Source organism: Streptococcus sp. 27098_8_73 (assembly GCF_041432495.1).
Taxonomy (GTDB): domain Bacteria; phylum Bacillota; class Bacilli; order Lactobacillales; family Streptococcaceae; genus Streptococcus.
This window is the reverse complement of sequence record NZ_JAPVZT010000013.1, coordinates 1-24,856: the sequence shown is the minus strand read 5'-3', so window position 1 is coordinate 24,856 and position 24,856 is coordinate 1. Positions and strand designations below refer to the sequence as shown.

Genomic DNA, 24,856 nt, shown 5'->3' with positions numbered 1-24,856 from the left:
TTTATTTCACACCTGCAAAATAAACGGTGGTGCTGGTAAAGAGGCTTCCTGCCTTGAGAATGACCTGATCTTTCAAGTCACTATGAATCGCATCAGGCAAAGCCTGTGCTTCCAGCGCTATACCATTATGCTGAATCATTGGCTGTCCATTGATGATAACTGACTCATCAACAAAATTTGCCGAATAAGTCACGACACAAGGAGCATCCGTACGGAAAGTCAGATAGCGACCTGAGACCGCATCATAAAGGCATCCTGCCTCTTCCTGCTCTTTATCTAGAGCAAATGGATGATCCAGCCCTGACACGACCTGAATTTGCTCGTCTTGGTCAGCAAAAATTTCTTTCAGTACCAGACCTGTTTGTAGACCTTTGACAAAGCCACGATCTGCATCCACTTCTTTTGCTGGCACGCCGTCTGGAGCAATCGGATACACCCCTTTGGTATGTAGCTGGAGGACATGCTGATCAATCGGCTGACTAAAATTACCTGACAGATTGAAATAGCTGTGGTTGGTCGGATTGACCAAACTATCCTGATCTGTCTGAACCTGATAGGAAATCTCAATCTCCCCTTTTTCCGATAAGGAATAGGAAATCCAGATTTTTAAATTTCCAGGAAAACCGCCCGTCCCATCTGGGCGCTCTGTGTAAAATGTGACGCCCTCGTTTGTGACTTCCTCTGTCTGGAAAATCACACCGTCCCAGCCAGTAGAGCCACTGTGATTGCAATTCTGGCCATTATTAACTTCTAGCTGATAGGACTGCCCATTCAGCTCAAAGCTAGCCTTTGCAATCCGCCCTGCAACTGGTCCCACGCTGGCCCCATGCTTGGGACTATTGCCAACATAATCCTCAAAACGATCAAAGCCTAAAATAATATTGGCAAAATCACCATTTTTATCCGGCGTCCGATATTCTAAAATCGTTGCGCCATAGTTCATGACCTTGAAGCGATAGCCTAGCTTATTTTCAAAGGTGTAGGCTAAGACATCCTGTCCTTTAAAAGTAGCAAAAATAGATTCTTGATAAGATTTCATATAATCTCCCTCTATCTCGAGTCTGGGACAAAAGTCCTAGCCTCTCAATTGTCTTTGGATTGTCGAGCAAGACGCAGTGGTTGAGTGGGCTCTATTACGCTGATTTCATAAGCTTTTACAGCCCTACTCAACTGTGCGGAGGTGGGACGACGAAATCGAATTCTAACCAATTACCGATTTCTGTCCCACTCTCTTTCTTGACTTAGTCAAGGGACAAGGAGGGAAGGCCATCCTTTTTATCTGAAAGTCTTTTTAATAACTAGCTTTCCCATGACTAATGTTTGACTTTTCCATATTTAGCTTTCTACTGCTGGAAAGGGTGGATGATAACTCCTTGAACGACTCGATTGACCGTACCTGTCGGAGACGGTGTATCTGGTCGATTTTTTACTTTCAAAGAAGTCAAGAGAGAGAAGAGCTGAGCATAGACGATGTAAGGGAAGGCTCGATAGCTATCTTCCAAGATATCACTTTCAAGAACCACTTGCTCAACATTTTCCAAGTCTTCTCTGCGCTCTGTAAAGAAAACCACCTTGCGAGCAATCTGATCTCCTGCCACTTCACGCACCAAATCCAAGTCGTAACGTTTGGTGTATGCATCCCTTGAGCCAAATACCAGCACAAGCGTCTCTTCGTTAATCAGAGATTTTGGTCCATGACGGAAGCCGACTGGACTTTCATACATGGTCGCCACCTTCCCAGCGGTCAACTCCAAAATTTTCAGCTGTGCTTCGTGCGCCAAACCAAAGAACGGCCCTGCTCCAAGATAAATGACCCGGTTAAAGTCTAATTCTGTCAAAGCCTGAACGTCAGCTACATCTGCCAAAACCTTTTGACTCAAGGCAATCAACTCAGCTACTCTTGCTTCTTTTTGAGCCAAATCTGCTGGATCAAAGACCAGAAGAGCTGTTAACATCATAGAGGTGAAGCTAGAAGTCATGGCAAAGCCAGCATCATTTGATGGAGCTGGTTGCAATAAGAGGAGATTCCGCTCATCGCCATGTGCCTGCTGAGCTAGTTTCCCCTCTGCAGCACAGGTAATGGTCACTTGATAAAGCTCATCAACCAGCTGCTTGGCCAAGTCCACTGTCGCAACACTTTCTGGCGAATTGCCACTGCGGGCAAAAGAAACGAGAACCGTTGGAATTTCCTTGTGCAGATGCACTTCAGGATTCGCCACAATATCAGTCGTCGCAACCGAATTAAAATTCCATTGGCGCTCATTATAAAGCTTTCTGAAATATGGCAATAGCGTATCGCCCACATAAGCCGAAGTTCCCGCACCTGTAAAGATAACTTTTATATAATCATGCTTTTCTTCAATACCTTTTAGAAAAGCAGCGATTTGGTCAGCTTGAGCCTTGTAAGTATTAAAAGCTGTCTGCCAAACATCTGGCTGTTGGTAGATTTCACGCGTGGTGATTTCCGCGCCCAATTCAACCAGTTTCTCTTTTGAATAATCTAGCATGGTAGTCCTTTCAAAAATAAACAATGATATATTAGTTATTTGCCTTTAAAAGAGGGAATGGGAAAATTCCCCACTCCCCTTCATTTCTTTTTTCCTTAGAAAACAGTCCTACTCATCCTCATCATCTGATAAGCCTGCTAAAATATCATTGACTTTAACGATATTTTCGACTGCATTTTTCGGATAGTCAACATCAGCTCCTGTCAGAGAAGCATTGAGAAACTCAATCACCATCGGCAGATTCATGCCGGCATACAAGTCAATGTCCTTACCTTCTAAAATAAGGCGGCTGACTACATTACATGGTGTACCTCCCAAAAGATCTGCAAAGACAATATAGTCATCAAAATCCTTGACTGTGTCTAAGAACTTGGCTGTAAAATCATCTGGTCCCTCCTCTGGTAACAAGGCAACGGCATGAATATCCGCTTGAGGTCCCATAATCATCTCAGTGGTTGTTTTCAACTCTTCACAAAAGCGACCATGACTAATCAAAATTAATTGTTTGCTCATAATTTACACCATTATGCCATTCCAAAGAAGAAGTGGCCAAACGCTGAGAACGCAATCGCTGCAAGAATGATGAGCAAGATAGCTTTTGTAGAGTTCATACCCTTACGTCCAAGCAACCAGAAGATTACACCTGTGATGATGGCTGGTACCAAACGTGGGAAGATGAGGTTAAGCATATCTTGAATTTCAATTGCTTTGTCCCCGATGTGTGGAGCCCAAGAAACTTCAACACCAATCATGCTGGCAATCAAGGCACCAACCATGAAGACACCAAGTACAGATGCAGCATCAATCAAAGCTGTCAAAGTACTTTGCATATTGTTGACGAGGTTAACCCCTTCTTTATAGGCAAATTCCAATTGTTTCCAACGGAAAATGTCATAAGCAACCGCAACAGCGATCCATAGGAAGATACCGGCTGGGTTTCCCGCAACAGCCAAAGTTGCTGCGATTGAACCCATAATAGCTGGTACCAATGATCCAAAGATTGAGTCTCCAAGAGGAGCGAATGGTCCCATGAGACCTGTCTTGATACCATTGACCGCATCTTTTGATTTCACACCATCTTTTTCTTCCAAAGCAAGGTCAAAACCAGTGATAATGGTGTGGAAGAATGGTGAAGTATTGAAGAATTGCGTATGCAATTTCATCATTTCTTTCAGTTCAGGTGTACCGTCTCCATACATTTTGCGCAATTGTGGCAAAATCATGTAAAGGTAACCAGAAGCTTGCATACGCTCATAGTTCCAACCCAATTGGAAGGTAAACAAGCTACGTTTGTTAATCTGTTTAAAATCTTCTTTTGTTAGTTTGTAATTAGAATTCGTCATCTTCAATTTCCCCGCTTTCTGATTCAGTTACTGGAGCAGCTACGACTGTACGTTGGCTGTTTTTGAAGTGTTGTACTGCAAGGAATACACCGATGATGGCGATACCAATCATAGATACACTCTTGAAGTTGTTAACAAAAGTAATAGCTTGTTCTTTTGGAAGTTTAGAGAACACTTCAGAACCAACAATGCTAGACACTGCAGCACCAAGGCTTTGAACATTACTGTAAAGCACTGTCAACATAGCTGTCAAGCCAAATCCAAGTGCCAAGTAGTGAAGGTTGCGTTTCACTGGAAGATAACGAAGCAAGATTGCAAATCCAAGACCTGGAAGCATTTGACCTGCAAGTTTCAAACCGTTTGCCAACCATTGTACATTACCGAGACCTGTAACAACAGTTTCTACAAAAGCTCCACCAAAGGCAAGGGCAAAGAAGACTGGGAGGGCACGAGAAAGAGCCCAAGGAATCGCACCAAGGAGGTAGTTGCGTTCGATGCCTTTGTAGTCAAAGCGTTCAATCGCAGCATCCACACGGTGAGCGAAGTAAGTTGTAGTCATACGACCAAGAATATCAAAGTATGTTAACAAAGTTGCTACCGGTACAGCGATTGTAGCAATAGCAAGCTCTGGATCAAGACCTTGAGCTACTGAGAAGGCAGTCGCAAGAACCGCACCAGAAGTAGCGTCAATACGAGAAGCACCACCGAAGGTACCAACACCGAGTACCACCAATTGAAGGTTGGCACCAATCAATAAACCTGTAGGTAAATCTCCCATGATGAGACCTGTGATAAATCCAGCAAATACAGGTGAACCTGCTGAAGAAACGATCGTCAACTCATCGCAGATTTGATAAGCTGAGTACAGAGTGAGTAGTAAAATTTGCCACCATTGTATCATGACAATGACCTCCTAAAAATTTTTCCTTATTTTAACAAATTCATAAAATCCGCAACCGGATCATTTGGAACCATCTGAGCTGTCAGCTTCACTCCTTTTTCATGCAGTTTGTGGAAAGCTTCCACATCTGCATCTACCACATTGATAGAGCGAGTGATGGGACGAGTTTCGTCTGACTGAGACATATTTCCGACGTTCAGTGTTTCCAGTGGAACGCCAGCTTCTACCAAACGAAGGAATCGGTCTGGTTTACGAGCAACGATAAAGAGTCGTTGTGAGTCATACTTACCAGCCAAGATGTTTTCTGCTGCCTTAGCGATTGGCAAAATGCTGAGCTTCACTCCTGGCGGCGTTGCCAACTTAAGTCCGCTCTTTTCGATAGCATTTTCAGCTACCTCATCGTCAATCACCATAATGCGTGAAATATTGAGCTTGGTAGTCCAGAGATTGGCTACCTGTCCATGGATCAAACGTCCATCGATACGTGCACCTACGATTGTCATAAATTTTCCCCCTTTATTGTTTTAAATGTAGGTTGGTTAACTAAGTTAATTGATTCTTCATATTCCCCTTCCGTTTCAAAAATAATGATACGGTTATGTCCTTCTTTCAGAAGGCTATGAGGAATATAAAGCGATAAGGTTGGCCCAACATTCCAGAAACGGCCGATGTTGACGCCATTTACAAAGGCAAGACCCTTTCCAAAACCGGACAAGTCTAAATACGTATCTTTAAGCGCTTTCATTTTAAAGTCAAAAGCGTAGAAAGCTGGTTGCTCTGGTTGCCACCCTTTTGAAAAATCGATGTTTTCTGTGTTTTCAAAAGAAAGTGGATACTGCTGCCAATTCAGCAAGAAGTGTAAATCCTTACAAACGCCCGTCCGAATCCCTTTTCGCTGGGTATCTGCCAAGAACTTATGCCCGTAGTTGACCCGCCCCATGTTTTCCATCAGGATGTCAATACGGTGGGTGGCTTTCTTTTCTCCAGCAACAAAGATATCTTGACCAATCTCTGCTTGATACTGGGTTGACACAAGCTTACCGTCCACAAAAAGCTGCATCCGGTCTCGCCCATCAATCACCCGAATTTTTTCCTCATCCGCATCCCAGCTGGCTTCGGTACGGTAAAGCAAGTAGCCATAGCTCTGCCCCAAATCCTCCATTTTGAGAGGATAGAGACTCTCCACTGGCTGAGCCAAATCAGCTAATGTTTCAAACAAACTCACTTTCTCACTCAGAGCAATATCTCTCAGTTCAAAAGATTCTTTTGTGAGCGGTTTCATTTGTGGGTACTCAGGATAGTAGGTCTCCATCATTTTTTGCACTGCAAAATATTTCGGAGTTGGATTTCCCTGTTCATCGAGCAGGGCATCGTAATCATACGAAGTCACCTGTGGTAAATCCGTCACACCTCTGGCCGAGCAGCCATTCATGAAGCCAAAATTGGTGCCGCCGTGAAACATATAGAGGTTGATAGAGCCTTGTTTCAGAACCTCATGGACAGCTTGAGCCAGTTCCTCAGGATCCCTTTTGATAATCGGTTCTTTCCAACGATTGAACCAACCATCCCAAAACTCCATACACATGAGCGGCCATTTTTTGCCATGCTCATCAAAGAATTCCTGCATCTGGGCAAAATTATAATCTGCCTTGGAGCCGAAATTTCCTGTAACAAATAAATCTTCCTCAATCAGCGTGCCAGCTTTCAGCGTCGCCCGCCAAGGACCATCCGATGTAAAGAGCGGGCAATCAAGACCTCGATCCAACATCATCTGCCGAATCGCTCTCAGGTAGTCTTTATCCTCCCCGTAAGAGCCATATTCATTTTCCACTTGCATCATGAGAATATTCCCACCCTTGTCCAAGAGCCTTGGAACCAGGCGAGGAAGCAACTCATCATAGTAGTCTGCAACAGCCTGAAGATAGGAAGCATCAGAAGAACGGATTCTCATATCCTCAGTTAAAAGCCAGGCTGGCATGCCGCCAAATTCCCACTCCGCACAGATAAAGGGCGAAGGGCGAACGATGGCATATAATCCTAAATCTTGAGCAATCTGAAGAAATTTCTCAATATCCAAAATCCCCTGAAAGTCAAACTGGCCTTTCTTTGGCTCGTGCATGTTCCAAGGAACATAGGTCTCAACTGTATTGAACCCTAGGGCTTTAAGATTGTAAAGCGAGTGATACCAGTCTTCCGGCTGAATCCGGAAATAGTGAATCGCCCCCGACAAAATCTTAAACTCCTGACCATCCAAGTAGAAAGAAGAGCCTATTTCAAATCTCTTCATCTCCCCATTCCTCCTAGATTTAAAACGCTTTCATTTCTTATTAATATTAATATAATAAACTTTTGCATAAATGTCAACATTTTTTTTAAAAATATGTTAAAATCAATATAGAGAGGGATAAAAAAAGAGAGGTGAGCACAATGGCTATTCCTAAATATCAACAAATCAAAGATGATTTGAAACAACAAATCATTTCTGGTAACTTTGAAAACGGTGATAGATTCTACACAGAAGCTGAGTTAATCAAGATGTTCAACGTCAGTTCCATCACCGTTGTCCGCGCTTTGAACGAACTTGCGAATGATGGCTACATCATCCGTCAGCAAGGGAAGGGAACATTTGTTTCACGCGCAAGAAAACACAAGCGTGTGGAATTCTCTGATATCGAAACTTTCCCTATCCAAAAGGATAAGGTGACTGTTCTGTCCATCGAACGTGGAAATGAATTGAGGATCTTGGAAAAACTAGAACTAACTCCATCCCAGTTCTACTACAAGATTGACCGTATCAGAAGGACAGGCGATAAAGTCTATATCTATCACCAAACCTACATTCCTGAACAGTACATCAATCCAAACTATCCAGATTTGGACTACTACAGCTCGATCTACAATCGCTTCAAAACGGATTATCACATCCACATGAATGATGAGTATTTCGAAGAAACCAACGAAATCGTCTTTCCAACGCCAAAAGATATTGCTAAGACCTTAGAAATTGATCCAAACTTCCCAACTGTGCATCAAGTCAAGATCACAAAACTGGAAAATACCGGACAAATCCTAGAGTACAGCGAAACCTACAAGCGTGGTGATTTCTTCAAAATCAAATTTATTTCTTCTAGTCGCGATCATTAATCTGAAAAACGATGGTTCTCATGAGCTGTCGTTTTTCATTTCCTGACCAACTAGCCTATCATTATTATAAACCTATCTATACCAATTTGCAAGATATTTGAACGATTTTTGTTTAATAAACATCAAAAAATGACAGAAAATAAACAGAATTTTTTAATTTCGTATATTTTTTTAGTATTCTAGGACTGAAAACCAACAAAAACAAAACTTTTATCATACATTCGAGAATAATAAAAATGAGAGTGGGACAGAAATCGGTAATTCGTTAGAATTCGATTTCGTCGTCCCACCTCCGCACAGTTGAGTAGGGCTGTAAAAGCTGATGAAATCAGCGTAGTAGAGCCCACTCAACCACTGCGTCTTGCTCGACATTCCAAAGACAATTGAGAGGCTAGGACTTTTGTCCCAGCCTCATCTTTTTTTGTTTAATCTAAGCCCACGCGCTTGAAGATTTCATCCACGCGCTTGGTGTAATAAGTTGGATTGAAGATCTCATCAATTTCTTCTTGAGTCAGACGGGAAGTGACTTCTGGGTCCGCTTCGAGCAAAGGCTTGAAGTCTACTTGATTGTCCCAAGACTGAGCAGTCTTTGGCTGCACCAAGTCATAAGCCTGCTCTCGTGTCATGCCTTTTTCGATCAAGGTCAACATAGCCCGCTGGCTAAAGATAAGACCAAACGTAGAATTCATGTTGCGGATCATGTTTTCTGGGAAGACCGTCAAGTTCTTGACGATATTACCGAAGCGATTGAGCATGTAGTCGATAAGAATGGTCGTGTCCGGCGCGATAATCCGCTCAGCTGATGAGTGGGAAATATCGCGCTCATGCCAAAGAGAGACATTCTCAAAGGCTGTCACCATGTGACCGCGAATGACACGCGCCAGACCAGTCATATTTTCAGAGCCGATCGGATTGCGCTTATGCGGCATAGCTGAGCTGCCCTTTTGACCCTTGGCAAAGAACTCTTCGACTTCGCGCTGCTCAGACTTTTGCAGACCACGGATTTCAGTCGCCATACGCTCGATAGAAGTCGCTATGCTCGCGAGAACTGCAAAGTACTCAGCGTGAAGGTCACGAGGAAGGACCTGTGTAGAGATTTCTTGAGCACGGATGCCCAATTTTTCGCAGACATATTGCTCTACAAATGGTGGGATGTTGGCAAAGTTCCCAACCGCACCAGAAATCTTACCAGCTTCCACACCAGCAGCTGCATGCTCGAAACGCTCGATATTGCGTTTCATTTCGCTGTACCAAGTCGCCAATTTAAGACCAAAAGTTGTAGGCTCAGCGTGCACACCGTGGGTACGACCCATCATGATGGTAAACTTGTGCTCCTTAGCCTTGTCAGCAATGATGTTGGTGAAGTTTTCAAGATCACGACGGATGATGTCGTTAGCCTGTTTGTAAAGGCAACCGTAGGCCGTATCCACCACGTCAGTAGAGGTCAACCCATAGTGAACCCACTTGCGCTCTTCACCAAGCGTCTCAGAAACCGCACGCGTGAAAGCCACCACATCATGGCGCGTCTCCTGCTCAATCTCCAAAATACGGTCGATGTCAAAGTCCGCTTTTTCGCGAATCAAAGCCACATCTTCCTTAGGGATTTCCCCCAACTCAGCCCAAGCCTCGTCAGCCAAGATTTCCACCTCAAGCCAAGCACGGTATTTATTTTCTTCACTCCAAATGTTCGCCATTTCGGGGCGAGAATAACGTTCAATCATTGTTATTACTCCTTCGATTTTAATATTTTTTCTATATCAGCCAAACTTTCTATAACGATTGACACTTGATCATATTGGTTTAAATACTTTTCAATTTCTCTTTTGTATTGCATTACTATCATTTTAAATTTAATATAAGTGTCTGATGCAGTCAATTCTTTACCATACTTATTATAAAATTTTAAATACAGTTTTCCTTGTGACAATTGATAGGATTGATTATTCCTAAAATTATTGAGATCTTTTACTAATAGGCTATGAGCAAATTGCATTTGAGAAAAAGCCTCTTCTATATTAACATCATTCTCTACAATGTTTTCTACAATCCCTCTCGCTTTCTGAGCATTTATTTGATAAAAATCCTTCATTCCCTTAGCACTTGCATAGTTTAAAGCATTGTCAAAATATTTATCAGCTAGAATATAGTTTTTTTCTTCTAATCTTTGAATACCAAACTGTAACCAAAAGAATTGATTTTCCTTAGTAAACTTATAATTCTGAATCGTTTCATAATACTCAACAGCTAAGCGATTTAGCTCCTCAGTTGAAACTTCTCTATTTAATAATTTAAAATTGGAAAATGAGATGATTTCCCTCTTTAAATAAAGGTAAGTATCATCATAATCTAGCTCACCAGCTTTTAATAACACTTTTGACAACAATCGAACTAAGCTTCGTCTATCTTTCTCCTCATTTAATAACTCTATTGAGGCGGCAGATGATTTGAAAATAATCTCATCCTTTTCTACGTCCAAAAACTCTCCTAGATTGGGATTTAACAAAATTTTATCACTAATATATATATTGTTTGTTAATTTTAATATATCTTGAACATTTAATCCAATACTTAAAATATTATTGATTAACAATAACATTACAATTTCCTTCTCAGGCAATTCAAATTCTGTGTATATTTTTACAAATTTCTTCAAAATATTTGTCTTTCGAAGAAATTCAACAATAAATCCACTTATTCCATGCTCAGAATTTTTTATAATAAATTCTAATTTTTCTTCATCAGTTTTGCTCGCTAATTGTCCCCAGATATTATGTTCTTCTATAATCTTTTGTAACGAAATTTGTTCACCTTTAGTTAACTTATCAAGATAAACAGTATAAGATTGAGAATCTTTTATACCTATAGCTTCCTTAAAATGTCTAATATTGTTCCCATGAAGGGTTCTACGTCCTGATACTACAATTTTAAACTTTTTATTGTCTAGACTCTGTAATAATGAAAACTCTGATTTTATCGAATAGTAATCATCTATAATTATACAACATTTATCATGTTGAATTTTGTTAAGAACGTTAATATCAGAATATATGCTATCAGAATTTTTAGAATATATAAAAACCCTGTATCCTTTTTTTAATAACTCACTTTCTAGAATCTTTAGAAAAATTGTTTTACCGTTCCCTAAATAACTCAAAACAATAAATAAATCGAATTTCTCAATATTAGAAAGAATCATATTAATTTTTTCTCTATAGACAATATAATTAGAAGAATCATAATTAGAAAACAATTTATTATTATTAACCTTACCAGAAATTAACAAATCTGATATATCACTTCCGTTTACCTTAGCAGTATTCACACTTAAGCAGCTAGGAAGAAAGGAATATGTCCTAGACTCTTTGTCAACATCGATTGGAACATAACCCTCCTTTTCCTTGATTACTAATTCAGCAAAACTTTGTCCTGTGTAATTAGTAACTTTACCAAATTTTTTTAAAGAAACTTTATTTATATCCGAAACTTCTCCGTTGATAAAATAAACCTTATTTCTAATCTGCTCTTGACTTGCAATAATTCTCTTCAAATCAAGATCAGATTTCGCAGAAAATCCAACAAAAAATACATTTTTAGCATATTTGAAACTATGAGATAACTCTGTATTCCATGGACTATTAATAAAGTAAGTATCTGCATAACTCTCACTAGTTAGTTTCGTTGAATTTTGCAAATTATCTTCTGTGATATTATCTACAAAACCATTTATATGTATTATGGCATCTTCTAGATTTTGCACTTTTTCAGTGGTAGAACCCACTGCTATAGGTCTTCTATGTTTACCTGCTAAAGTTGAAGAAAGTTCCAGAACATTATCATAGTTTGTAGTATATATTCTAAGCCAAGGTAATTCTAGTAATTTTTTTTGCCACTCTAGAACATTACTAACAGTGAATGTATCCTTCAACAATTTAACAAGTTGAGTTTTCCCAACTTGCTCTATAAAATATTGTGAAACATCTTCTAAGCTTGCATTATCACTAACCTCTTGACTACTAATTCCTGCATCAATCTGGAGTTTTCTACCCAATTCACCTGCAGAAGGCAAACACTGACCTCTAGGATTTTTATTTTCCATAGAAAAGCCTGCACCAAGAAACAAAATAGCTTCGCCTCTAAAAATGTTATAAATATCTTCTTTAGCTATTTGCATATTAATCCTTTCCAATAACAAATATTTTCAGCAATTCTTATCTATTTACTTTAACTAACTTCTTTAACTATAACATAATTATAAAAATTGATTTTTCAATATCAAAACTCCTCCACCTTATCCGGCACATCACTAAACAAAGTCACATGTCCCATCTTACGGTTGTGCTTCGCTTCTATTTTACCATACATGTGGAGGTGGGCGCTTGGATTTTCTGTAACATATTTTTCAGCGGCCTCGACATGCTGGCCGAGAACATTGAGCATGACGGCTGGTGCATGCAGGTGGATAGCTGGCAATGGTGCTCCCAGAACACCGAGAATATGGGTGTCAAACTGGGAGAAATCGCAGGCTTCGATAGAGTAATGTCCAGAGTTGTGTGGACGTGGCGCAATTTCATTGACAATGATGTCATCAGCTGTCGCAAACATTTCCACGCAAAGGGTTCCAGACAAGTTGAGTTGCTCAGCGATTCTCACTGCCATAGCTTTGGCTTTCTCAGCTAAACTTTCAGAAATACGAGCAGGAACAATAGTTTTAGAGAGGATGTTATTGCGATGGATATTTTCTTGAACTGGGAAAACCGTCACGTCCTTGCCATTTCCTGACACGATGACAGAAATTTCAAGATCGAAATTGACGAATTCTTCCAAAACGCAGGCTGCTGAGTCAGCTAGAGCGTAGGCTTCTACCAAGTCTGCTTCTGAGCGAATAACCTTTTGCCCATGCCCGTCGTAGCCACCTGTCGCAGTCTTGAGAACATAGTTTTTCGACAGGTCAATATTTGCCAAGTCTTGGCTAGAATTCACAACCTTGTAGGGTGCCACGGTGACTTGAGCCTTGTTTGCGAGAAAGTCCTTTTCAAAGATCCGATTTTGAGAAATGCGGAGCAGGTCCGTCCCTTGAGGGAGCTGACCATCCTTGACAACAGCATCCAAACCGGCTGCATCGACATTTTCAAACTCATAGGTCAGGACATCGCAACGCTCAGCCAACTGACGCAGGGCATCCACATCGTTATAAGGCGCCACGATGATTTCTGCAACACGAGAAGCTGGACAATCCGCCGCAGGATCCAGCGCGATAACCTTGTGCCCCATGTAGATAGCAGAAATAGCCATCATCTGACCCAGCTGACCGCCACCGATAATTCCAATTGTTTTAGATGAGCTCATTGGTAGACTCCTCTGCAATTTTTCCTTGTTCTTCTGCAAAATCTGCCAAAGCTGTCGCGATAGCCTGATCCTCTACCGAAAGGAGACGGAGGGCAAAGAGGGCTGCGTTAGTCGCTCCAGCTTCCCCGATAGCCATAGTCGCAACAGGCACACCACCTGGCATCTGAACGATAGAGTAGAGAGAGTCCACGCCACTAAGGGCACGTGATTTAACTGGTACACCAATGACAGGAAGTGTTGTTTTAGCAGCAACCATACCTGGTAAATGGGCGGCACCACCAGCACCTGCGATGATGACCTTTATGCCACGGCTGCGGGCTTCTTCGGCATGCTGAAACATGAGGTCTGGTGTGCGATGAGCAGAGACGACTTTCTTTTCGTAGGCTACACCGAAGCGGTCTAAGACTTCAGCTGTTTTTTGCATGGTTGCCCAGTCGGATTTGGAGCCCATGATGATGGAAATAATTGGTTTAGTCATAATTTTTCTTTCCTTTTTTTGATAATCGCCTAATGTAGTGCGGACGTAAGCGACCGCCTGTGGCGTTCCATTACTAAAACTGGAGCCTAGGTCTCCAGTTTTCCGCTCCTAGTAGCTTTGCTACTAGGAGTTCCACTACTGCGACGATTATCCTATAGTGGCTCGCTTTCGCTCGCCATGATAACTATAGTATCTGTTAATCTTTTATAGCCTTGCTGCCGATATCTGTTCGGTAAAAGAGGCCTGTGGTGTCTTGTTTTTTTAGTTGGTTATAGATTTTTTCCTGCGCAGCTGAGACGGTATCTGCTGTGGTGACCAGCATATAAACACGTCCGCCATTTGACAACAGTGCTCTGCTATTTTCCGCAAACTTAGCCCCTGCATAGTAGGTGATGATGTCGCCATCGGTTTTGGCTGGCAGCTCAACGCCCTTTTTATAATCTAGCGGGTAGCCATTTGACGCGACAACCACACCCAGAGTCACACCCTTGTCCGTCCAAGTGATGTTCGGCTCCTTGCTATCAAGGATATCAGTGATATTTTGTGCAAAATCAGAGGTCAGGCGGGGCAGGATAATCTGAGTTTCAGGATCTCCAAATCGAGCGTTGAACTCGATGACCTTAGGCCCGTCCGCTGTCAAAATCAGCCCAGCGTAGAGCACACCCAGATAAGGGCGACCTTCCTGGATCATGCCCTCAAGGACTGGCTTGACAATAGTGTCAACCGCTGTGTCAACCACACTCTGTGGTAAGTGAGGTACTGGCGCATAAGCTCCCATACCGCCTGTATTGGGTCCCTTGTCACCATCGTAGGCACGCTTGTGATCCTGAGCGGTCGGCATAATGTAGAACTTGTCACCATTGACAAAGGCAAAGAGGGAGAACTCCTCACCGTCTAGGAATTCTTCGATAACCACACGCGCACCACTGTCGCCAAATTTATTATCCAAAAGCATCTCGTGGGCTGCTTCGACCGCTTGATCGACTGTCTCCGCTACGACGACGCCTTTCCCAAGCGCCAAGCCGTCCGCCTTGACGACGATAGGAGCGCCTTTCTCCTCGATATAGGCTTTAGCCTCCTCAAAGTCGGAAAATGTCCCATAGGCTGCTGTGGGAACGCCATATTTGACCATGATTTCCTTGGCAAAATCCTTGGACCACTCTAGCTCTGCTGCCAATCTTGTCGGACCAAAGGCTTTCAGCCCAGCTTGGTTAAAATCATCCACGATTCCAGCAGCAAGGGCATCATCTGGGCCAATGAAGGTCCAAGCAATATCGTTGGCCTTTGCAAATTCAATCAACTTAGAATGTTCGGAAATTCCAATATTCACCAAGTCTAGCCCATCCAAGGTCATACCGTCATTTCCAGGTGCGACAAAGACTTGCTCCACATCCTGAGACTCCAACAACTTCTTGGCAATCGCATGCTCACGACCGCCCGAACCAACAACTAAAAGCTTCATAGCTAAGATACCTCAACGTCCATCATCACAGGTGCTTTCGCACCAAGCTAACACATCACGTAAAAATCACCATATTTTTTACGAATTATTTATCTAAATTATATCACAATCGTTCGCTTTATTCCATGATAAGCAGGAAAAGAAGAGAAATAATCTACTTTTGTTAGGAATATCCATCTCTGAAAAATAAAATCTACCTATATTATTTTTGATATTTTGACTATTTCATTACTTTTATTTTAAATATCAAAGATTTCATGAAACTAAAATAAATTAGAAATTCAATTATCATCATCTTTTAAAATTTTTCTTTTTTTATATTTTTTCCCGAATAATCTAAATGGAATCATCCAAATTACTTATTCAAAGGAGATTTATGAAAAAATATCAGAAGCTGTTTTTATTATCCGGAGCAGTCCTTGGGCTGTTTACCAGTCATTCCACAGCTCAAGCTGTTGCATCGACTGAAGCTGGAAACAAAGTCCTAGGCCCCACTGATCGTGCCAGCAATGTGACCGTTAATGTCACCGGAGATACAGCACAGATTCATTATGCCCGCTCCAAGGCTCAGGTTCCCTATACCATTTCTCACGCAGTCTGGTCCGACGAAAATGGGCAGGATGATTTGAAATGGTACACCACACCTCAAACATCCAGCACATCCGTTGACCTTCGGCAGCACGCTGGCTATGGCACCTTCCACGTTCATACTTACATTAATATTAACGGTAAAATGATAGGCTTGAATGGTACGACCTTCACTGTTAATAAACCTGCGGTTAAGGTCTCTACTAATATTGTCGGACAAACTAGTCAAATTCACTTTAAGCGTAACAAAGACCAGATAAACTCTCGCATTTTACATGCGGTCTGGTCTGATGAAAACGGACAAGATGACTTAAAATGGTATAATGCCGGACAAGATATCACCGAATTTACACTTTCTAATCACAAAGGTTATGGAAAATATTTCGTAGATACTTATGAAAATAAAAATGGCAAAATGATTTACCAATCAGGCACCACTTTCCATCTAGAAAAGCCTAATCCGACCATTCAGACAAGTTTCCCTGAACCTGGCATTATGGAAATCCTTATCAAAAATCTTCCTGAATCCATGTATAAGGTCAATGTCCCAACTTGGTCTGAAAATAAGGGGCAAGATGATTTACAATGGTATCAAGCAAGGAAAAATCCTGATGGCAGTTATAGCGTCAGAGTCGAGCTGAAGAAACACAATTACGATACAGGAACCTACCATATCCATCTCTATGGAGAAAGCTATGTCAAGCCTGAGTTAACAGGATTAGCAGGAACAAGTGTTACACTGGATGCTGGCAAGATGCCTTCTCAAAAAGACCAAAAACCGCTTTTCTCTGTTGAAAATATCAATCAGGAAGAGGGAACCTACACTGTAAAAGTCACCGAAACTGCGGCATCTAAGCCAATTCAATCCGTCCGCGTCCCTATTTGGAGTACCCAGAATCAAAGCAATATCAAGTGGTATGAGGCAAGTAACAATGGAGATGGGACTTTTACTGCACAATTCAATATCCGCAACCACCAAGCCTTATCTGGAAGCTACACCAATCATATCTACGTTAAGTACAAAGATGGTAGCGAGCATAGCTATGCGACAGACAGCGTCACCCTCTCTGCTGAAAATATCAAAGCCAAGGTTTCTGTCAATAAAATTTCTACCTACAATTACGAAGTAACCGTTTCCGATGCTTTCGGACCAGGAACCATTTCTCTACCAACTTGGTCAGAGGTCAACGGCCAAGATGACATCAAATGGTACACTGCTAACAAAGTGGGCAATGGCTTGTATAAATTTACCATCAATACGCAACAGCACGCTGGAAATGGACTCTTCCATACCCATGTTTACCGCAATCTCAATGGTCAGATGACTGGACTTACAGGCACCAGCTATCAGGTTGATAAACCAACCACGCCTGAGCCAACCCTCTACACACCTGATTATGTAGGAGCATCCTCTTATCCTCATGGTCAATGTACTTGGGGAGCAAAAGTACTGGCTCCTTGGGCTGGTCCTTACTGGGGCAACGGTGGTCAATGGGCAGCTAGCGCACGCGCAGCTGGTTTCCGAACAGGAAGCACACCACAAGTCGGAGCCATCATCTGCTGGACCGATGGTGGTTATGGGCATGTCGGTGTTGTCACACATGTCGAATCCAACACCCGCATCCAAATCAAAGAATCCAACTATGCAGGCAAACAGTACATTGGCAACTTCCGTGGCTGGTTCAATCCTTACGCCGCTGGTCAAGGAGCTGTTAGCTATATCTATCCAAAATAAATCTACTAAAAAAACCTTGGTTTTATCAACCAAGGTTTTTCATCTGTTCAAATCGAAGTCGATTTCTTACTTCGCTAGTTTCTTTTCCAAATAGGCGACAATATCTGCGACATTTTCAAAGCGATCAACATCCTCATCTGAAATTTCAATCGCAAACTCATCCTCTAAAGTCAGGATGAATTCCATTAAGTCAACAGAATCAGCGCCTAAATCATCTTTTAAGCCCAAAGTTGGCTGGACAACAAAGTCCTTTCCTTGACGTTCTTGGATAATTTCTGTTACTTTTTGAAAAATTTGTTCTTGATTCATTCTGTATCCACCTCTTTTGAAAATTCCACCACAGATTTTCCGACAACATCTGTCTCCAGCATGGTTCGGATCTGACGAATGGTGCTATAAACAGCCTTGGCATCGCTTGAACCGTGTGTCTTGACCACTGGCGCCTTTAGTCCAAAGAGAACGGCCCCACCGGCACTGGAATAGTCCAGACTCTTGCGCATTTCCTGTAGGCTATCTTTGAGCAATAAAGCTCCTAGCTTAGCCTTGAGACCACCGCCTAGCACAGCCTTTTTGAGCTGGCCTAGGATGCTAATGGCCGTTCCTTCGATAGACTTGAGCACTGCATTACCCGTAAAGCCATCTGCTACGACAACATCTGCCACTCCATCCATAAGGTCACGCGCCTCTACATTGCCGATGAAGTTCAGCTTGTCATCTGCCGACAACAGTGCATAAGTTTCCTTACGCAGAGGGTCTCCCTTGCTGGCTTCAGTGCCATTATTGAGCAAACCAACCCGTGGCCGCTTAATGCCACGAACATTTTCCGCATAAAAAGAACCTAGGATAGCATATTGATGCAGATGGTGAGGGGTATTTTCAGCATTTGCCCCCAGATCCAACATATCAAAGCCTCGGCCATCTCCAGTCGGTAAAGTGGATAAAAGTCCTGGTCGGTCAATATTTTTGATCCGCCCGACGATAAAGAAACCCGCCGCCAGAAGCGCCCCTGTGTTACCAGCAGACAGGACCGCATCTGCTTCCCCGTCTTTGACTGCCTTGGCTGCCAAAACCATGCTAGCCTGCTTCTTCTTGCGAATAGCCCTGGTCGGCTCATCATCCGAATTAATCTTTTCTTCCGTATGAACAATGCTGACGCGCTCTGTCGCTGTCAATAGAGGTTTAATCTTGGCCTCATCCCCATAGAGCACAAGCTCAATATCCGAGAAGTCTCTCAGAGCCTGATTGGCACCTTCGACTAAAGCCTGAGGGGCATTGTCTCCGCCCATGGCATCAATAGCTATTTTTTTCATGCTGTTCTTCCTCATGTTTGTCTTGTAAAATACTGCCCCAGTCGCCCAGAGAGTCGATAAATTTCTTTGATTTGAGATGAATACCTACGTATTCATCATAAAGTTGATCTATAAAGTCCCTGATCTGTCGCTTGATTTCCGGCTTGAGCGAAATCGTCTCCAGCTCACTAAACTGAACCGCCTGAAACTGATTGAGCAAAAAAGGAATATTGGGATTAAGATGACTGCGATGAGCATCCTTGTGATAATGCTCTGGACAGAGTACCCCGACATATTGAAAGGAAAAATCAAAAGGCAGACCTGTCCGATGGCAAAAAACACAGTCATGGAAATTCAGAGAAACGCCAAAGCGAGATAAAATCTGAATTTCAAAAATATTTGTCAAAACCTCATAATCCAGCCCTTGATTCATCAAATCCAGTGTCTTTTGCAAAAAAGCAAAGAGGGCCGGATCTGGCTGATGGTCCTGAATACTAGCATCTGCTAGAGCCGCCACATAGCTGGCATAAGCCATGACAAAGAGATCGCCCTTGATTTGCCCGTAACTTTCCACAGCTTGGTAATCTTCGATATAGCTGAGCCCATCGTCATTGATTTTCATTAAGAGTTCTGCCGCCGTCAGAGGCTGGATGACTGGTGCCAGCTTAGATTTTCCAGCATGTTTCACGAAAAACATTCGCTTGCCAGCCTGTTCCGTAAAGATCTTGACCAGCTTATCATCTTCCCGGAAATTCCGATTATAGAGAATCAAACTCTTGCTCGTTAACGGTCTAAGCATGGCCTTCCATGTACTCCTTGAGACGTTTCAGAGCTTCCTTGATGGTTTCCATGCTAGCTGCATAAGACAGGCGGATATAGCCTTCTCCATACTGGCCAAAGGCCGCTCCTGGGATAAAGGCCACAGCCTTCTTCTCAGCAAAATCCCGTAAAAAGGTAAAAGAATCTTGATTGTAGCCTGCTGGAATCTTGGCAAAAATATAGAAAGCACCGTCTGGCTTGATAATCTGATAACCCAGCTCCGTCATCTGTTCGATAATGTAATCCCGCCGCTGGATGTATTCCTCCTTCATCGGTTGAGCATCATCCTTACCAGCCGTCAAAGCCTCAATAGCTGCATATTGAGCCATGGTATTAGCTGCTGTCACTAGATACTGATGGCTCTTGATCAATTGAGCCGTAAAAGCAGCCGGTGCAAAGATAAAGCCCAATCGCCAGCCCGTCATAGCATGAGACTTGGACAAGCCATTGATCACGATGGTCTGCTCAGGCAAATATTCCGCCAGAGAAACGTGCCCCTGCTCCGTATAAGTCAATTCAGAATAAACCTCATCACAAACGACAAAAACTTCATACTGGCTCAATACTGCTGCCAAAGCCTCAATCTGCTCTCGCGAATAAGTCACGCCAGTCGGATTGGACGGATAGTTGAGAATAACAGCCTTGAGCGCATCCCCCTGCTCCAAGATAGCCTGCTCTAGCATTTCAGGGGTCAAGACGAAGTTGTTTTCTGTCGTATCAATCTCGATAATCTCTGCCCCGACCAAATTGACAATCGGCTCATAACCTGGATAAGCTGGCGCTGGTAGTAAGACCTTGTCGCCCTCCTCCAGAATAGCCGTCAGAGTCGCAGATAGAGCCTCAGTTGCCCCAATAGTGACTAAGACTTCATCTTCTGGACGATAGTTCAGATTGTACTTTTCCTTGACAAAGTCAGCCGCAGCCTGCCGCAGCTCCAAAAGTCCGCTCATTCCTGTATAGTGGCTCTGATTGGCATCAATAGCTGCCTTGGCCGCCTCCTTGATATGATCCGGTGTCGGAAAGTCCGGCTCGCCCAAGGTCAGCCGCAGAACACCTGGAATCGTAGAAATAGACTGGTCAAACTGACGAATCAGAGACACTTCAATTTTATCTAAATTTTTATTAAACTTCTTAGTCAAATCCATAGCCGCCTCCGATAATCTAATAGAACTATTATACTATAAATGCAGTACTACAGCAAAATTTTATTACAAATAGGAATAAGAAAGAGATTTAGCAAGTTGCTAAATCTCTAATACTCCACAATCCTTATATATTATGTCTTTCAAAAAGGGGGGAAAGTGGACGTTTTTCATGGATTCGAACGATGGCTTCTGCCAAGAGATGAGCGATAGAAATCTGCTCAATCTTATCGATTAATCTGTCCTCTGAAAGATAGATGGTATCTAAAACCACAAGTTTTTTGATAGCTGATTTCTGGATATTTTCCATAGCTGGCCCTGACAAGACTGGGTGAGTACAGCTCGCATAGACTTCCACAGCGCCTGACTCTGCCAAAGCATCTGCCGCATGACAAATGGTCCCCGCTGTATCAATCATATCATCTATCAGAATACAGGTCTTACCTTCCACCTTACCAATGATATTCATGACTTCACTGGTATTCATTTTGTCAACGCTGCGACGTTTGTCGATAATCGCAATCGAAGTCTTGAGAAATTCGGCCAACTTACGAGCGCGGCTGACACCACCGTGGTCTGGGCTAACAACCACATAGTCACTACCAACCATGCCCCGACGCTCAAAATAATCAGCAATCAAAGGCGCTCCCATCAAATGATCAACAGGAATATCAAAGAAACCTTGAATCTGAGCAGCATGCAAATCAATGGTCAATAGGCGATCTACCCCAGCAATCTCCATTAGATTAGCCACTAATTTAGATGTAATTGGCTCACGAGCACGAGCTTTTCGGTCCTGTCTAGCATAGCCATAGTAAGGCATCACCACATTGATAGACTCCGCACTAGCCCGCTTCAAGGCATCCACCATGATCAAAATTTCCATTAGATTGTCATTGACAGGTGAGCTAGTCGACTGCAAGATAAAAACGTGCTTACCACGGATCGATTCTTCGATGTTTACTTGAATTTCCCCGTCAGAAAATTGACGAACCGTTGATTTACCAAGCGGTATACCAATCTCTTTTGCAACACGTTTCGCTAATTCTTGATTAGAAGAAAGAGCAAAGAGCTTTAATTCAGAAAAAGACATGATTCCCTCCAGATTCTAAATCGTCTTTTATTGTAACCAATTGCATTTGTCCTATCTACCATTGTAACGCTTTTCCAGCAATTTTTCAATAAAAAATAAAAGGGAGAACGAAAAGTCGTTCTCCTTCATATTTCATTAGTTTGGATAGATGTATGTTACGTATCCTTGTGCATTTGTTGGGTCAAACCATCCACGGTGATTACCGAGTGATTGGTTACCAGCATAGTTTGCTTCTGATACTTGAATGTTGTTAGCAGATTGAACTGCTGTTACAACTGCAACGTGTCCGTAGCCACCGTCGTTCCAACATGCGATTGCTCCAACTTGTGGTTGTGATCCTGTACGGAAGCCTGCTGCTGCTGCACTAGCTGCCCATTGACCACCATTACCCCAGTAGTCGCCAGCCCATGGTGCCAAAGTCTTAGCACCCCAAGTACATTGACCTACAGGATAAGTTGATGCTGAAAGGCTATATGATGGAGTTGCGACAACTCCTGATGTAGCAACTGCTGCTTCTGCTGCAGGAGTTCCACCTGTATTATTTACAGCTTGAACTTGTGCTGCGAAGCTTGTATTTCCTGAAGCAAGGATCGCTTGTTGTTGCGCTTGTTGCTGGTTCTTATATGCTGCTTCTGCCGCTGCTGCCTCAGCTGCCGCTTTTTCAGCTGCTGCTTTTTGCTCTAAGAGACTATTTTTCTCATTTTCAGCAGTTGCTTTTTCAGCTGCAAGGTTCAGTTGAGCAACCTTGAGTTCAGCCTGCTTAGTTGTCAACGTTTGAGCATCGTCTGCAAGTTTTTGTTGGTTTGCAATGACTGTATTGATAGCTTCATTGTTAGCAACTTGTTTTTCAGCAATCTTTTCTTTATCTTCTTTTTGTTGTTCCAGCATTTTGTTGTTAGCCGAAACGATTTCGCTCATCGCTGCTACACGAGAGATAGCTTCAGTGATTGAAGCAGAGTTAATGATTGTGTTGATATAGCTTGTTGCTGTACCATTTGTTTGAGCACTACGCGCTTGGTTTGCAAGAGACTCATTACGAGCAACAATATTCTTTGACAACTCTTCAATTTCAGCAGTAAGTTTCGCAGATTCAGCATTCAATTTTTCATTTTCTGCTTGAAGCACTTCTTGTTGCTTTTGAATAGCTGAAACTTGTTTTTGAATTTCATCAACTTGTGCTTGTGCCGCTTTTTGTTGATTGGTTAAACTATCAATTTTACTATTTTGAGCTGCAATTTTATCATCTGTACTATCAGCCTTAACATTTACTAGCGCAGCACCTTGAGAAAGGATCACAGCACTCAATAAAACTGATGTAAGTAGCTTTTTCTTCATAAAAATATTAACACTCCTTCTTACTAAGACATTATATAGTATATCAAAAAAATTCTGGCTATATATTACGCATTCGTTACATTTCTATTTCTAAATCATCATAAATAGACTTTTTCAAACAAAGGCCGTAACAATAGGAAAAGAAAGGCATTAAATACTAAAGTCGGCACCAAAGCATAGATAATAAAATCAGGGAATGTAAAGCTCGCTAGGTTCAAGAATGATGCAGAAACAAAGCTGATCATTTCAAAAAAGAAAACAATCGTAATAATGGCTAAAACGCGTGTCCAACGATTTAGCAAAAATACAGACAGAAAATGATAGATGACAACTGTCAGTAGAGGCAAGATGAAGGTGAAAAGCCCAATCACATGTAGATAATAAACATCGTAAAAAAGACCTAGAGTGAAGAAGAGGAAAAAAATATATTCCTTTGAAAAGTTTAAAAATAAGAAAACCGTAAAGAACAATAAAATATGACTTGCCGGATGCCACTTCTCAGCAAAAAGATCTACAAGACTTCTTGATAATTGACCATCAATGAAGAAGATCAGAAATAAAAACAAAGTTGTAAAAAAAGTTCCTCTTAGAATTTTCATACTAATTTCTCACCAACAGAACCGCTTGAATATCAGACAAATCTGCAGCAGGCTTCACCAAAACTTCCTTGTTTAATTGGTCCTTACCAGCTGATATTGATAAAACTTGACCAACCAAGACATTCTCAGCATTATAAGAGCCTAGACCACTTGTCGTTACAGTTGCCCCTTCTTCAATGCCATCCACCGTATTTAGCTGGCTGACGATAAAAGCTGACTTCTCAGTGTCAAAACCAACAATGATGCCATAGGCAAAACCAGTTTTTGTCTGAATTTTAATTGCAATAGAACTATCATTCTTTTCATTTGTAAGTAGACTAACGACACTGGAAGAGTCGGAAACACTGCTAACTGCTCCAATCAAACCACCGTTAGAAATAGCCAGCATAGAGGTTGTCACATCGCTAGACTGCCCCTTATCAAGAGTTAATTCATTCTTCCAAGTAGATGGAGAGCGAGAAATCACTTCTGCAGCAATCTTGACAGCACTTTGATCATTATTTCGTAACTCTAAGAGAGAACGCAACTGTTCATTCTCCAATTTTAAGGAATCAGAAATATTTGCCTTCTCTTCAAGATTGTAAATTGTTCCTTTTAGTGTCTCATTTTCTTGATAGGTCTCTATTAACTGAACAACCTTTTTCTTTTCCTTAGCAAAATAGTTAAAAGGAATAGCAACTACCCGATCAATACTGGACAAAAAATCACCAGTCACAGAAACAATCCATGGTGAAAGAGGGGAAAGCATCAAGCTTATCATAACAATTCCCAATAGCAAAATAGAAATCAAAAATTTAGACATCTTTAATTTATTCATTCCAATCTCCGCAACCAATAAATCCCTACACTTATATAAATCCAGAACAGACTATAACAAGTCAACAAACCGAGTTCATATAAACAATAAAAAACAATTCTACAAAATAAAAACGTTATAAAACAAGAAAAGGAGATAGCAAATGCTAAACTCCCTTATTTACGGAGAATGGGGGATTCGAACCCCCGCGCCAGTTACCCGACCTAACGATTTAGCAAACCGTCCTCTTCAGCCTCTTGAGTAATTCTCCAATATACT

22 protein-coding genes and 1 tRNA gene are annotated in these 24,856 nt (G+C 41.9%); 2 read left to right on the top strand and 21 right to left on the bottom strand.

Translation table 11 applies throughout. The features are described from left to right. Position 1: 1 nt before the first annotated feature. The 7 genes from O3651_RS08785 to O3651_RS08755 all read right to left on the bottom strand — a co-directional run bounded on the left by O3651_RS08785 (position 2) and on the right by O3651_RS08755 (position 7,038). Entirely contained in the window at positions 2 to 1,039 is a 1,038-nt protein-coding gene (locus tag O3651_RS08785) for an aldose epimerase family protein (protein ID WP_371610197.1), read from the bottom strand. A gap of 304 nt (positions 1,040 to 1,343) precedes the next feature. Next, a complete protein-coding gene (locus O3651_RS08780) occupies positions 1,344 to 2,507 on the bottom strand; it encodes an SIS domain-containing protein (RefSeq protein ID WP_371610196.1) in 1,164 nt (387 codons plus the stop codon). Positions 2,508 to 2,615: 108 nt separating this feature from the next. After that, positions 2,616 to 3,020: a PTS sugar transporter subunit IIA gene (locus tag O3651_RS08775; RefSeq protein WP_015604195.1), complete on the bottom strand. Its 405-nt coding sequence runs from the start codon at positions 3,018 to 3,020 to the stop codon at positions 2,616 to 2,618. 11 nt (positions 3,021 to 3,031) lie between these two features. Next, on the bottom strand, positions 3,032 to 3,850 hold the full coding sequence (locus O3651_RS08770; protein ID WP_045498330.1) for a PTS system mannose/fructose/sorbose family transporter subunit IID: 819 nt from the start codon (positions 3,848 to 3,850) through the stop codon (positions 3,032 to 3,034). Beyond that, on the bottom strand, positions 3,837 to 4,751 hold the full coding sequence (locus tag O3651_RS08765; protein WP_045498332.1) for a PTS mannose/fructose/sorbose/N-acetylgalactosamine transporter subunit IIC: 915 nt from the start codon (positions 4,749 to 4,751) through the stop codon (positions 3,837 to 3,839). The genes O3651_RS08770 and O3651_RS08765 overlap by 14 nt, the downstream gene beginning before the upstream one ends. Positions 4,752 to 4,777: 26 nt before the next feature. Then, positions 4,778 to 5,254 carry a PTS system mannose/fructose/N-acetylgalactosamine-transporter subunit IIB gene (locus O3651_RS08760; protein WP_045498334.1) on the bottom strand — a complete coding sequence of 159 codons (477 nt, stop codon included), beginning with the start codon at positions 5,252 to 5,254 and terminating at the stop codon, positions 4,778 to 4,780. After that, positions 5,251 to 7,038 carry a beta-galactosidase family protein gene (locus O3651_RS08755; RefSeq protein ID WP_371610195.1) on the bottom strand — a complete coding sequence of 596 codons (1,788 nt, stop codon included), beginning with the start codon at positions 7,036 to 7,038 and terminating at the stop codon, positions 5,251 to 5,253. The genes O3651_RS08760 and O3651_RS08755 overlap by 4 nt, the downstream gene beginning before the upstream one ends. Positions 7,039 to 7,178: 140 nt before the next feature. Between O3651_RS08755 and O3651_RS08750 the strand changes: the two genes are divergently transcribed. Further along, entirely contained in the window at positions 7,179 to 7,895 is a 717-nt protein-coding gene (locus tag O3651_RS08750) for a GntR family transcriptional regulator (protein ID WP_005591344.1), read from the top strand. Between the two features lie 425 nt (positions 7,896 to 8,320). Here O3651_RS08750 and purB read toward each other — a convergent pair whose 3' ends face one another. From purB to purD, 5 genes are all read right to left on the bottom strand, one after another. Continuing rightward, positions 8,321 to 9,616 carry an adenylosuccinate lyase gene (purB, locus tag O3651_RS08745; protein ID WP_371610194.1) on the bottom strand — a complete coding sequence of 432 codons (1,296 nt, stop codon included), beginning with the start codon at positions 9,614 to 9,616 and terminating at the stop codon, positions 8,321 to 8,323. Between the two features lie 5 nt (positions 9,617 to 9,621). Then, the gene (locus O3651_RS08740; RefSeq protein WP_371610193.1) at positions 9,622 to 12,066 is read right to left on the bottom strand and encodes an SIR2 family protein; all 2,445 of its coding nucleotides are present in this window, start codon (positions 12,064 to 12,066) and stop codon (positions 9,622 to 9,624) included. Positions 12,067 to 12,167: 101 nt separating this feature from the next. Continuing rightward, the gene (gene purK / locus O3651_RS08735) at positions 12,168 to 13,241 is read right to left on the bottom strand and encodes a 5-(carboxyamino)imidazole ribonucleotide synthase (RefSeq protein WP_371610192.1); all 1,074 of its coding nucleotides are present in this window, start codon (positions 13,239 to 13,241) and stop codon (positions 12,168 to 12,170) included. After that, positions 13,228 to 13,719 carry a 5-(carboxyamino)imidazole ribonucleotide mutase gene (purE, locus tag O3651_RS08730; protein ID WP_173254287.1) on the bottom strand — a complete coding sequence of 164 codons (492 nt, stop codon included), beginning with the start codon at positions 13,717 to 13,719 and terminating at the stop codon, positions 13,228 to 13,230. Before purE ends, purK begins: the two co-directional genes overlap by 14 nt. Positions 13,720 to 13,915: 196 nt before the next feature. Beyond that, a complete protein-coding gene (purD, locus tag O3651_RS08725; RefSeq protein WP_371610191.1) occupies positions 13,916 to 15,181 on the bottom strand; it encodes a phosphoribosylamine--glycine ligase in 1,266 nt (421 codons plus the stop codon). A gap of 376 nt (positions 15,182 to 15,557) precedes the next feature. Here purD and O3651_RS08720 point away from each other — a divergent pair, with 376 nt between their 5' ends. Continuing rightward, positions 15,558 to 17,504 carry a GBS Bsp-like repeat-containing protein gene (locus O3651_RS08720; protein ID WP_371610190.1) on the top strand — a complete coding sequence of 649 codons (1,947 nt, stop codon included), beginning with the start codon at positions 15,558 to 15,560 and terminating at the stop codon, positions 17,502 to 17,504. 66 nt (positions 17,505 to 17,570) lie between these two features. Here O3651_RS08720 and O3651_RS08715 read toward each other — a convergent pair whose 3' ends face one another. The 9 genes from O3651_RS08715 to O3651_RS08675 form a co-directional block, all read right to left on the bottom strand. Then, complete coding sequence (locus O3651_RS08715) at positions 17,571 to 17,813, bottom strand: acyl carrier protein (protein ID WP_005591354.1); 243 nt, start codon at positions 17,811 to 17,813, stop codon at positions 17,571 to 17,573. Continuing rightward, positions 17,810 to 18,814: a phosphate acyltransferase PlsX gene (gene plsX / locus O3651_RS08710; protein WP_371610189.1), complete on the bottom strand. Its 1,005-nt coding sequence runs from the start codon at positions 18,812 to 18,814 to the stop codon at positions 17,810 to 17,812. Before plsX ends, O3651_RS08715 begins: the two co-directional genes overlap by 4 nt. Further along, positions 18,795 to 19,592: a DNA repair protein RecO gene (gene recO, locus O3651_RS08705; protein ID WP_371610188.1), complete on the bottom strand. Its 798-nt coding sequence runs from the start codon at positions 19,590 to 19,592 to the stop codon at positions 18,795 to 18,797. The genes plsX and recO overlap by 20 nt, the downstream gene beginning before the upstream one ends. Next, positions 19,585 to 20,757 carry a pyridoxal phosphate-dependent aminotransferase gene (locus O3651_RS08700; RefSeq protein WP_371610187.1) on the bottom strand — a complete coding sequence of 391 codons (1,173 nt, stop codon included), beginning with the start codon at positions 20,755 to 20,757 and terminating at the stop codon, positions 19,585 to 19,587. Before O3651_RS08700 ends, recO begins: the two co-directional genes overlap by 8 nt. 124 nt (positions 20,758 to 20,881) lie before the next feature. Beyond that, complete coding sequence (locus O3651_RS08695) at positions 20,882 to 21,847, bottom strand: ribose-phosphate diphosphokinase (protein ID WP_371610186.1); 966 nt, start codon at positions 21,845 to 21,847, stop codon at positions 20,882 to 20,884. A 135-nt stretch (positions 21,848 to 21,982) separates the two neighbouring features. Further along, positions 21,983 to 23,182 (bottom strand): peptidoglycan hydrolase PcsB, encoded by a 1,200-nt coding sequence (pcsB, locus tag O3651_RS08690; protein ID WP_045498387.1) that lies wholly within the window; start codon positions 23,180 to 23,182, stop codon positions 21,983 to 21,985. Between the two features lie 98 nt (positions 23,183 to 23,280). Further along, positions 23,281 to 23,781, bottom strand: coding sequence for a rod shape-determining protein MreD (gene mreD / locus O3651_RS08685; RefSeq protein WP_371610185.1), 501 nt, complete (start codon positions 23,779 to 23,781; stop codon positions 23,281 to 23,283). Position 23,782: 1 nt separating this feature from the next. Next, positions 23,783 to 24,598 (bottom strand): rod shape-determining protein MreC, encoded by an 816-nt coding sequence (gene mreC, locus O3651_RS08680; RefSeq protein ID WP_125383587.1) that lies wholly within the window; start codon positions 24,596 to 24,598, stop codon positions 23,783 to 23,785. A 162-nt stretch (positions 24,599 to 24,760) separates the two neighbouring features. After that, positions 24,761 to 24,848, bottom strand: a tRNA-Ser gene (locus tag O3651_RS08675). Positions 24,849 to 24,856: the final 8 nt, after the last annotated feature.

Bases quoted from the DNA above. Each gene is read 5' to 3' on its own strand.
- mreC (WP_125383587.1), bottom strand. From the start codon at position 24,598: ATGAATAAATTAAAGATGTCTAAATTTTTGATTTCTATTTTGCTATTG.
- O3651_RS08750 (WP_005591344.1), top strand. From the start codon at position 7,179: ATGGCTATTCCTAAATATCAACAAATCAAAGATGATTTGAAACAACAA.
- O3651_RS08720 (WP_371610190.1), top strand. From the start codon at position 15,558: ATGAAAAAATATCAGAAGCTGTTTTTATTATCCGGAGCAGTCCTTGGG.
- O3651_RS08765 (WP_045498332.1), bottom strand. From the start codon at position 4,751: ATGATACAATGGTGGCAAATTTTACTACTCACTCTGTACTCAGCTTAT.
- recO (WP_371610188.1), bottom strand. From the start codon at position 19,592: ATGCTTAGACCGTTAACGAGCAAGAGTTTGATTCTCTATAATCGGAAT.
- O3651_RS08700 (WP_371610187.1), bottom strand. From the start codon at position 20,757: ATGGATTTGACTAAGAAGTTTAATAAAAATTTAGATAAAATTGAAGTG.
- mreD (WP_371610185.1), bottom strand. From the start codon at position 23,781: ATGAAAATTCTAAGAGGAACTTTTTTTACAACTTTGTTTTTATTTCTG.
- purE (WP_173254287.1), bottom strand. From the start codon at position 13,719: ATGACTAAACCAATTATTTCCATCATCATGGGCTCCAAATCCGACTGG.
- O3651_RS08760 (WP_045498334.1), bottom strand. From the start codon at position 5,254: ATGACAATCGTAGGTGCACGTATCGATGGACGTTTGATCCATGGACAG.
- O3651_RS08775 (WP_015604195.1), bottom strand. From the start codon at position 3,020: ATGAGCAAACAATTAATTTTGATTAGTCATGGTCGCTTTTGTGAAGAG.
- O3651_RS08755 (WP_371610195.1), bottom strand. From the start codon at position 7,038: ATGAAGAGATTTGAAATAGGCTCTTCTTTCTACTTGGATGGTCAGGAG.
- O3651_RS08740 (WP_371610193.1), bottom strand. From the start codon at position 12,066: ATGCAAATAGCTAAAGAAGATATTTATAACATTTTTAGAGGCGAAGCT.
- O3651_RS08785 (WP_371610197.1), bottom strand. From the start codon at position 1,039: ATGAAATCTTATCAAGAATCTATTTTTGCTACTTTTAAAGGACAGGAT.
- O3651_RS08770 (WP_045498330.1), bottom strand. From the start codon at position 3,850: ATGACGAATTCTAATTACAAACTAACAAAAGAAGATTTTAAACAGATT.
- purB (WP_371610194.1), bottom strand. From the start codon at position 9,616: ATGATTGAACGTTATTCTCGCCCCGAAATGGCGAACATTTGGAGTGAA.
- purK (WP_371610192.1), bottom strand. From the start codon at position 13,241: ATGAGCTCATCTAAAACAATTGGAATTATCGGTGGCGGTCAGCTGGGT.
- purD (WP_371610191.1), bottom strand. From the start codon at position 15,181: ATGAAGCTTTTAGTTGTTGGTTCGGGCGGTCGTGAGCATGCGATTGCC.
- O3651_RS08695 (WP_371610186.1), bottom strand. From the start codon at position 21,847: ATGTCTTTTTCTGAATTAAAGCTCTTTGCTCTTTCTTCTAATCAAGAA.
- plsX (WP_371610189.1), bottom strand. From the start codon at position 18,814: ATGAAAAAAATAGCTATTGATGCCATGGGCGGAGACAATGCCCCTCAG.
- O3651_RS08715 (WP_005591354.1), bottom strand. From the start codon at position 17,813: ATGAATCAAGAACAAATTTTTCAAAAAGTAACAGAAATTATCCAAGAA.
- pcsB (WP_045498387.1), bottom strand. From the start codon at position 23,182: ATGAAGAAAAAGCTACTTACATCAGTTTTATTGAGTGCTGTGATCCTT.
- O3651_RS08780 (WP_371610196.1), bottom strand. From the start codon at position 2,507: ATGCTAGATTATTCAAAAGAGAAACTGGTTGAATTGGGCGCGGAAATC.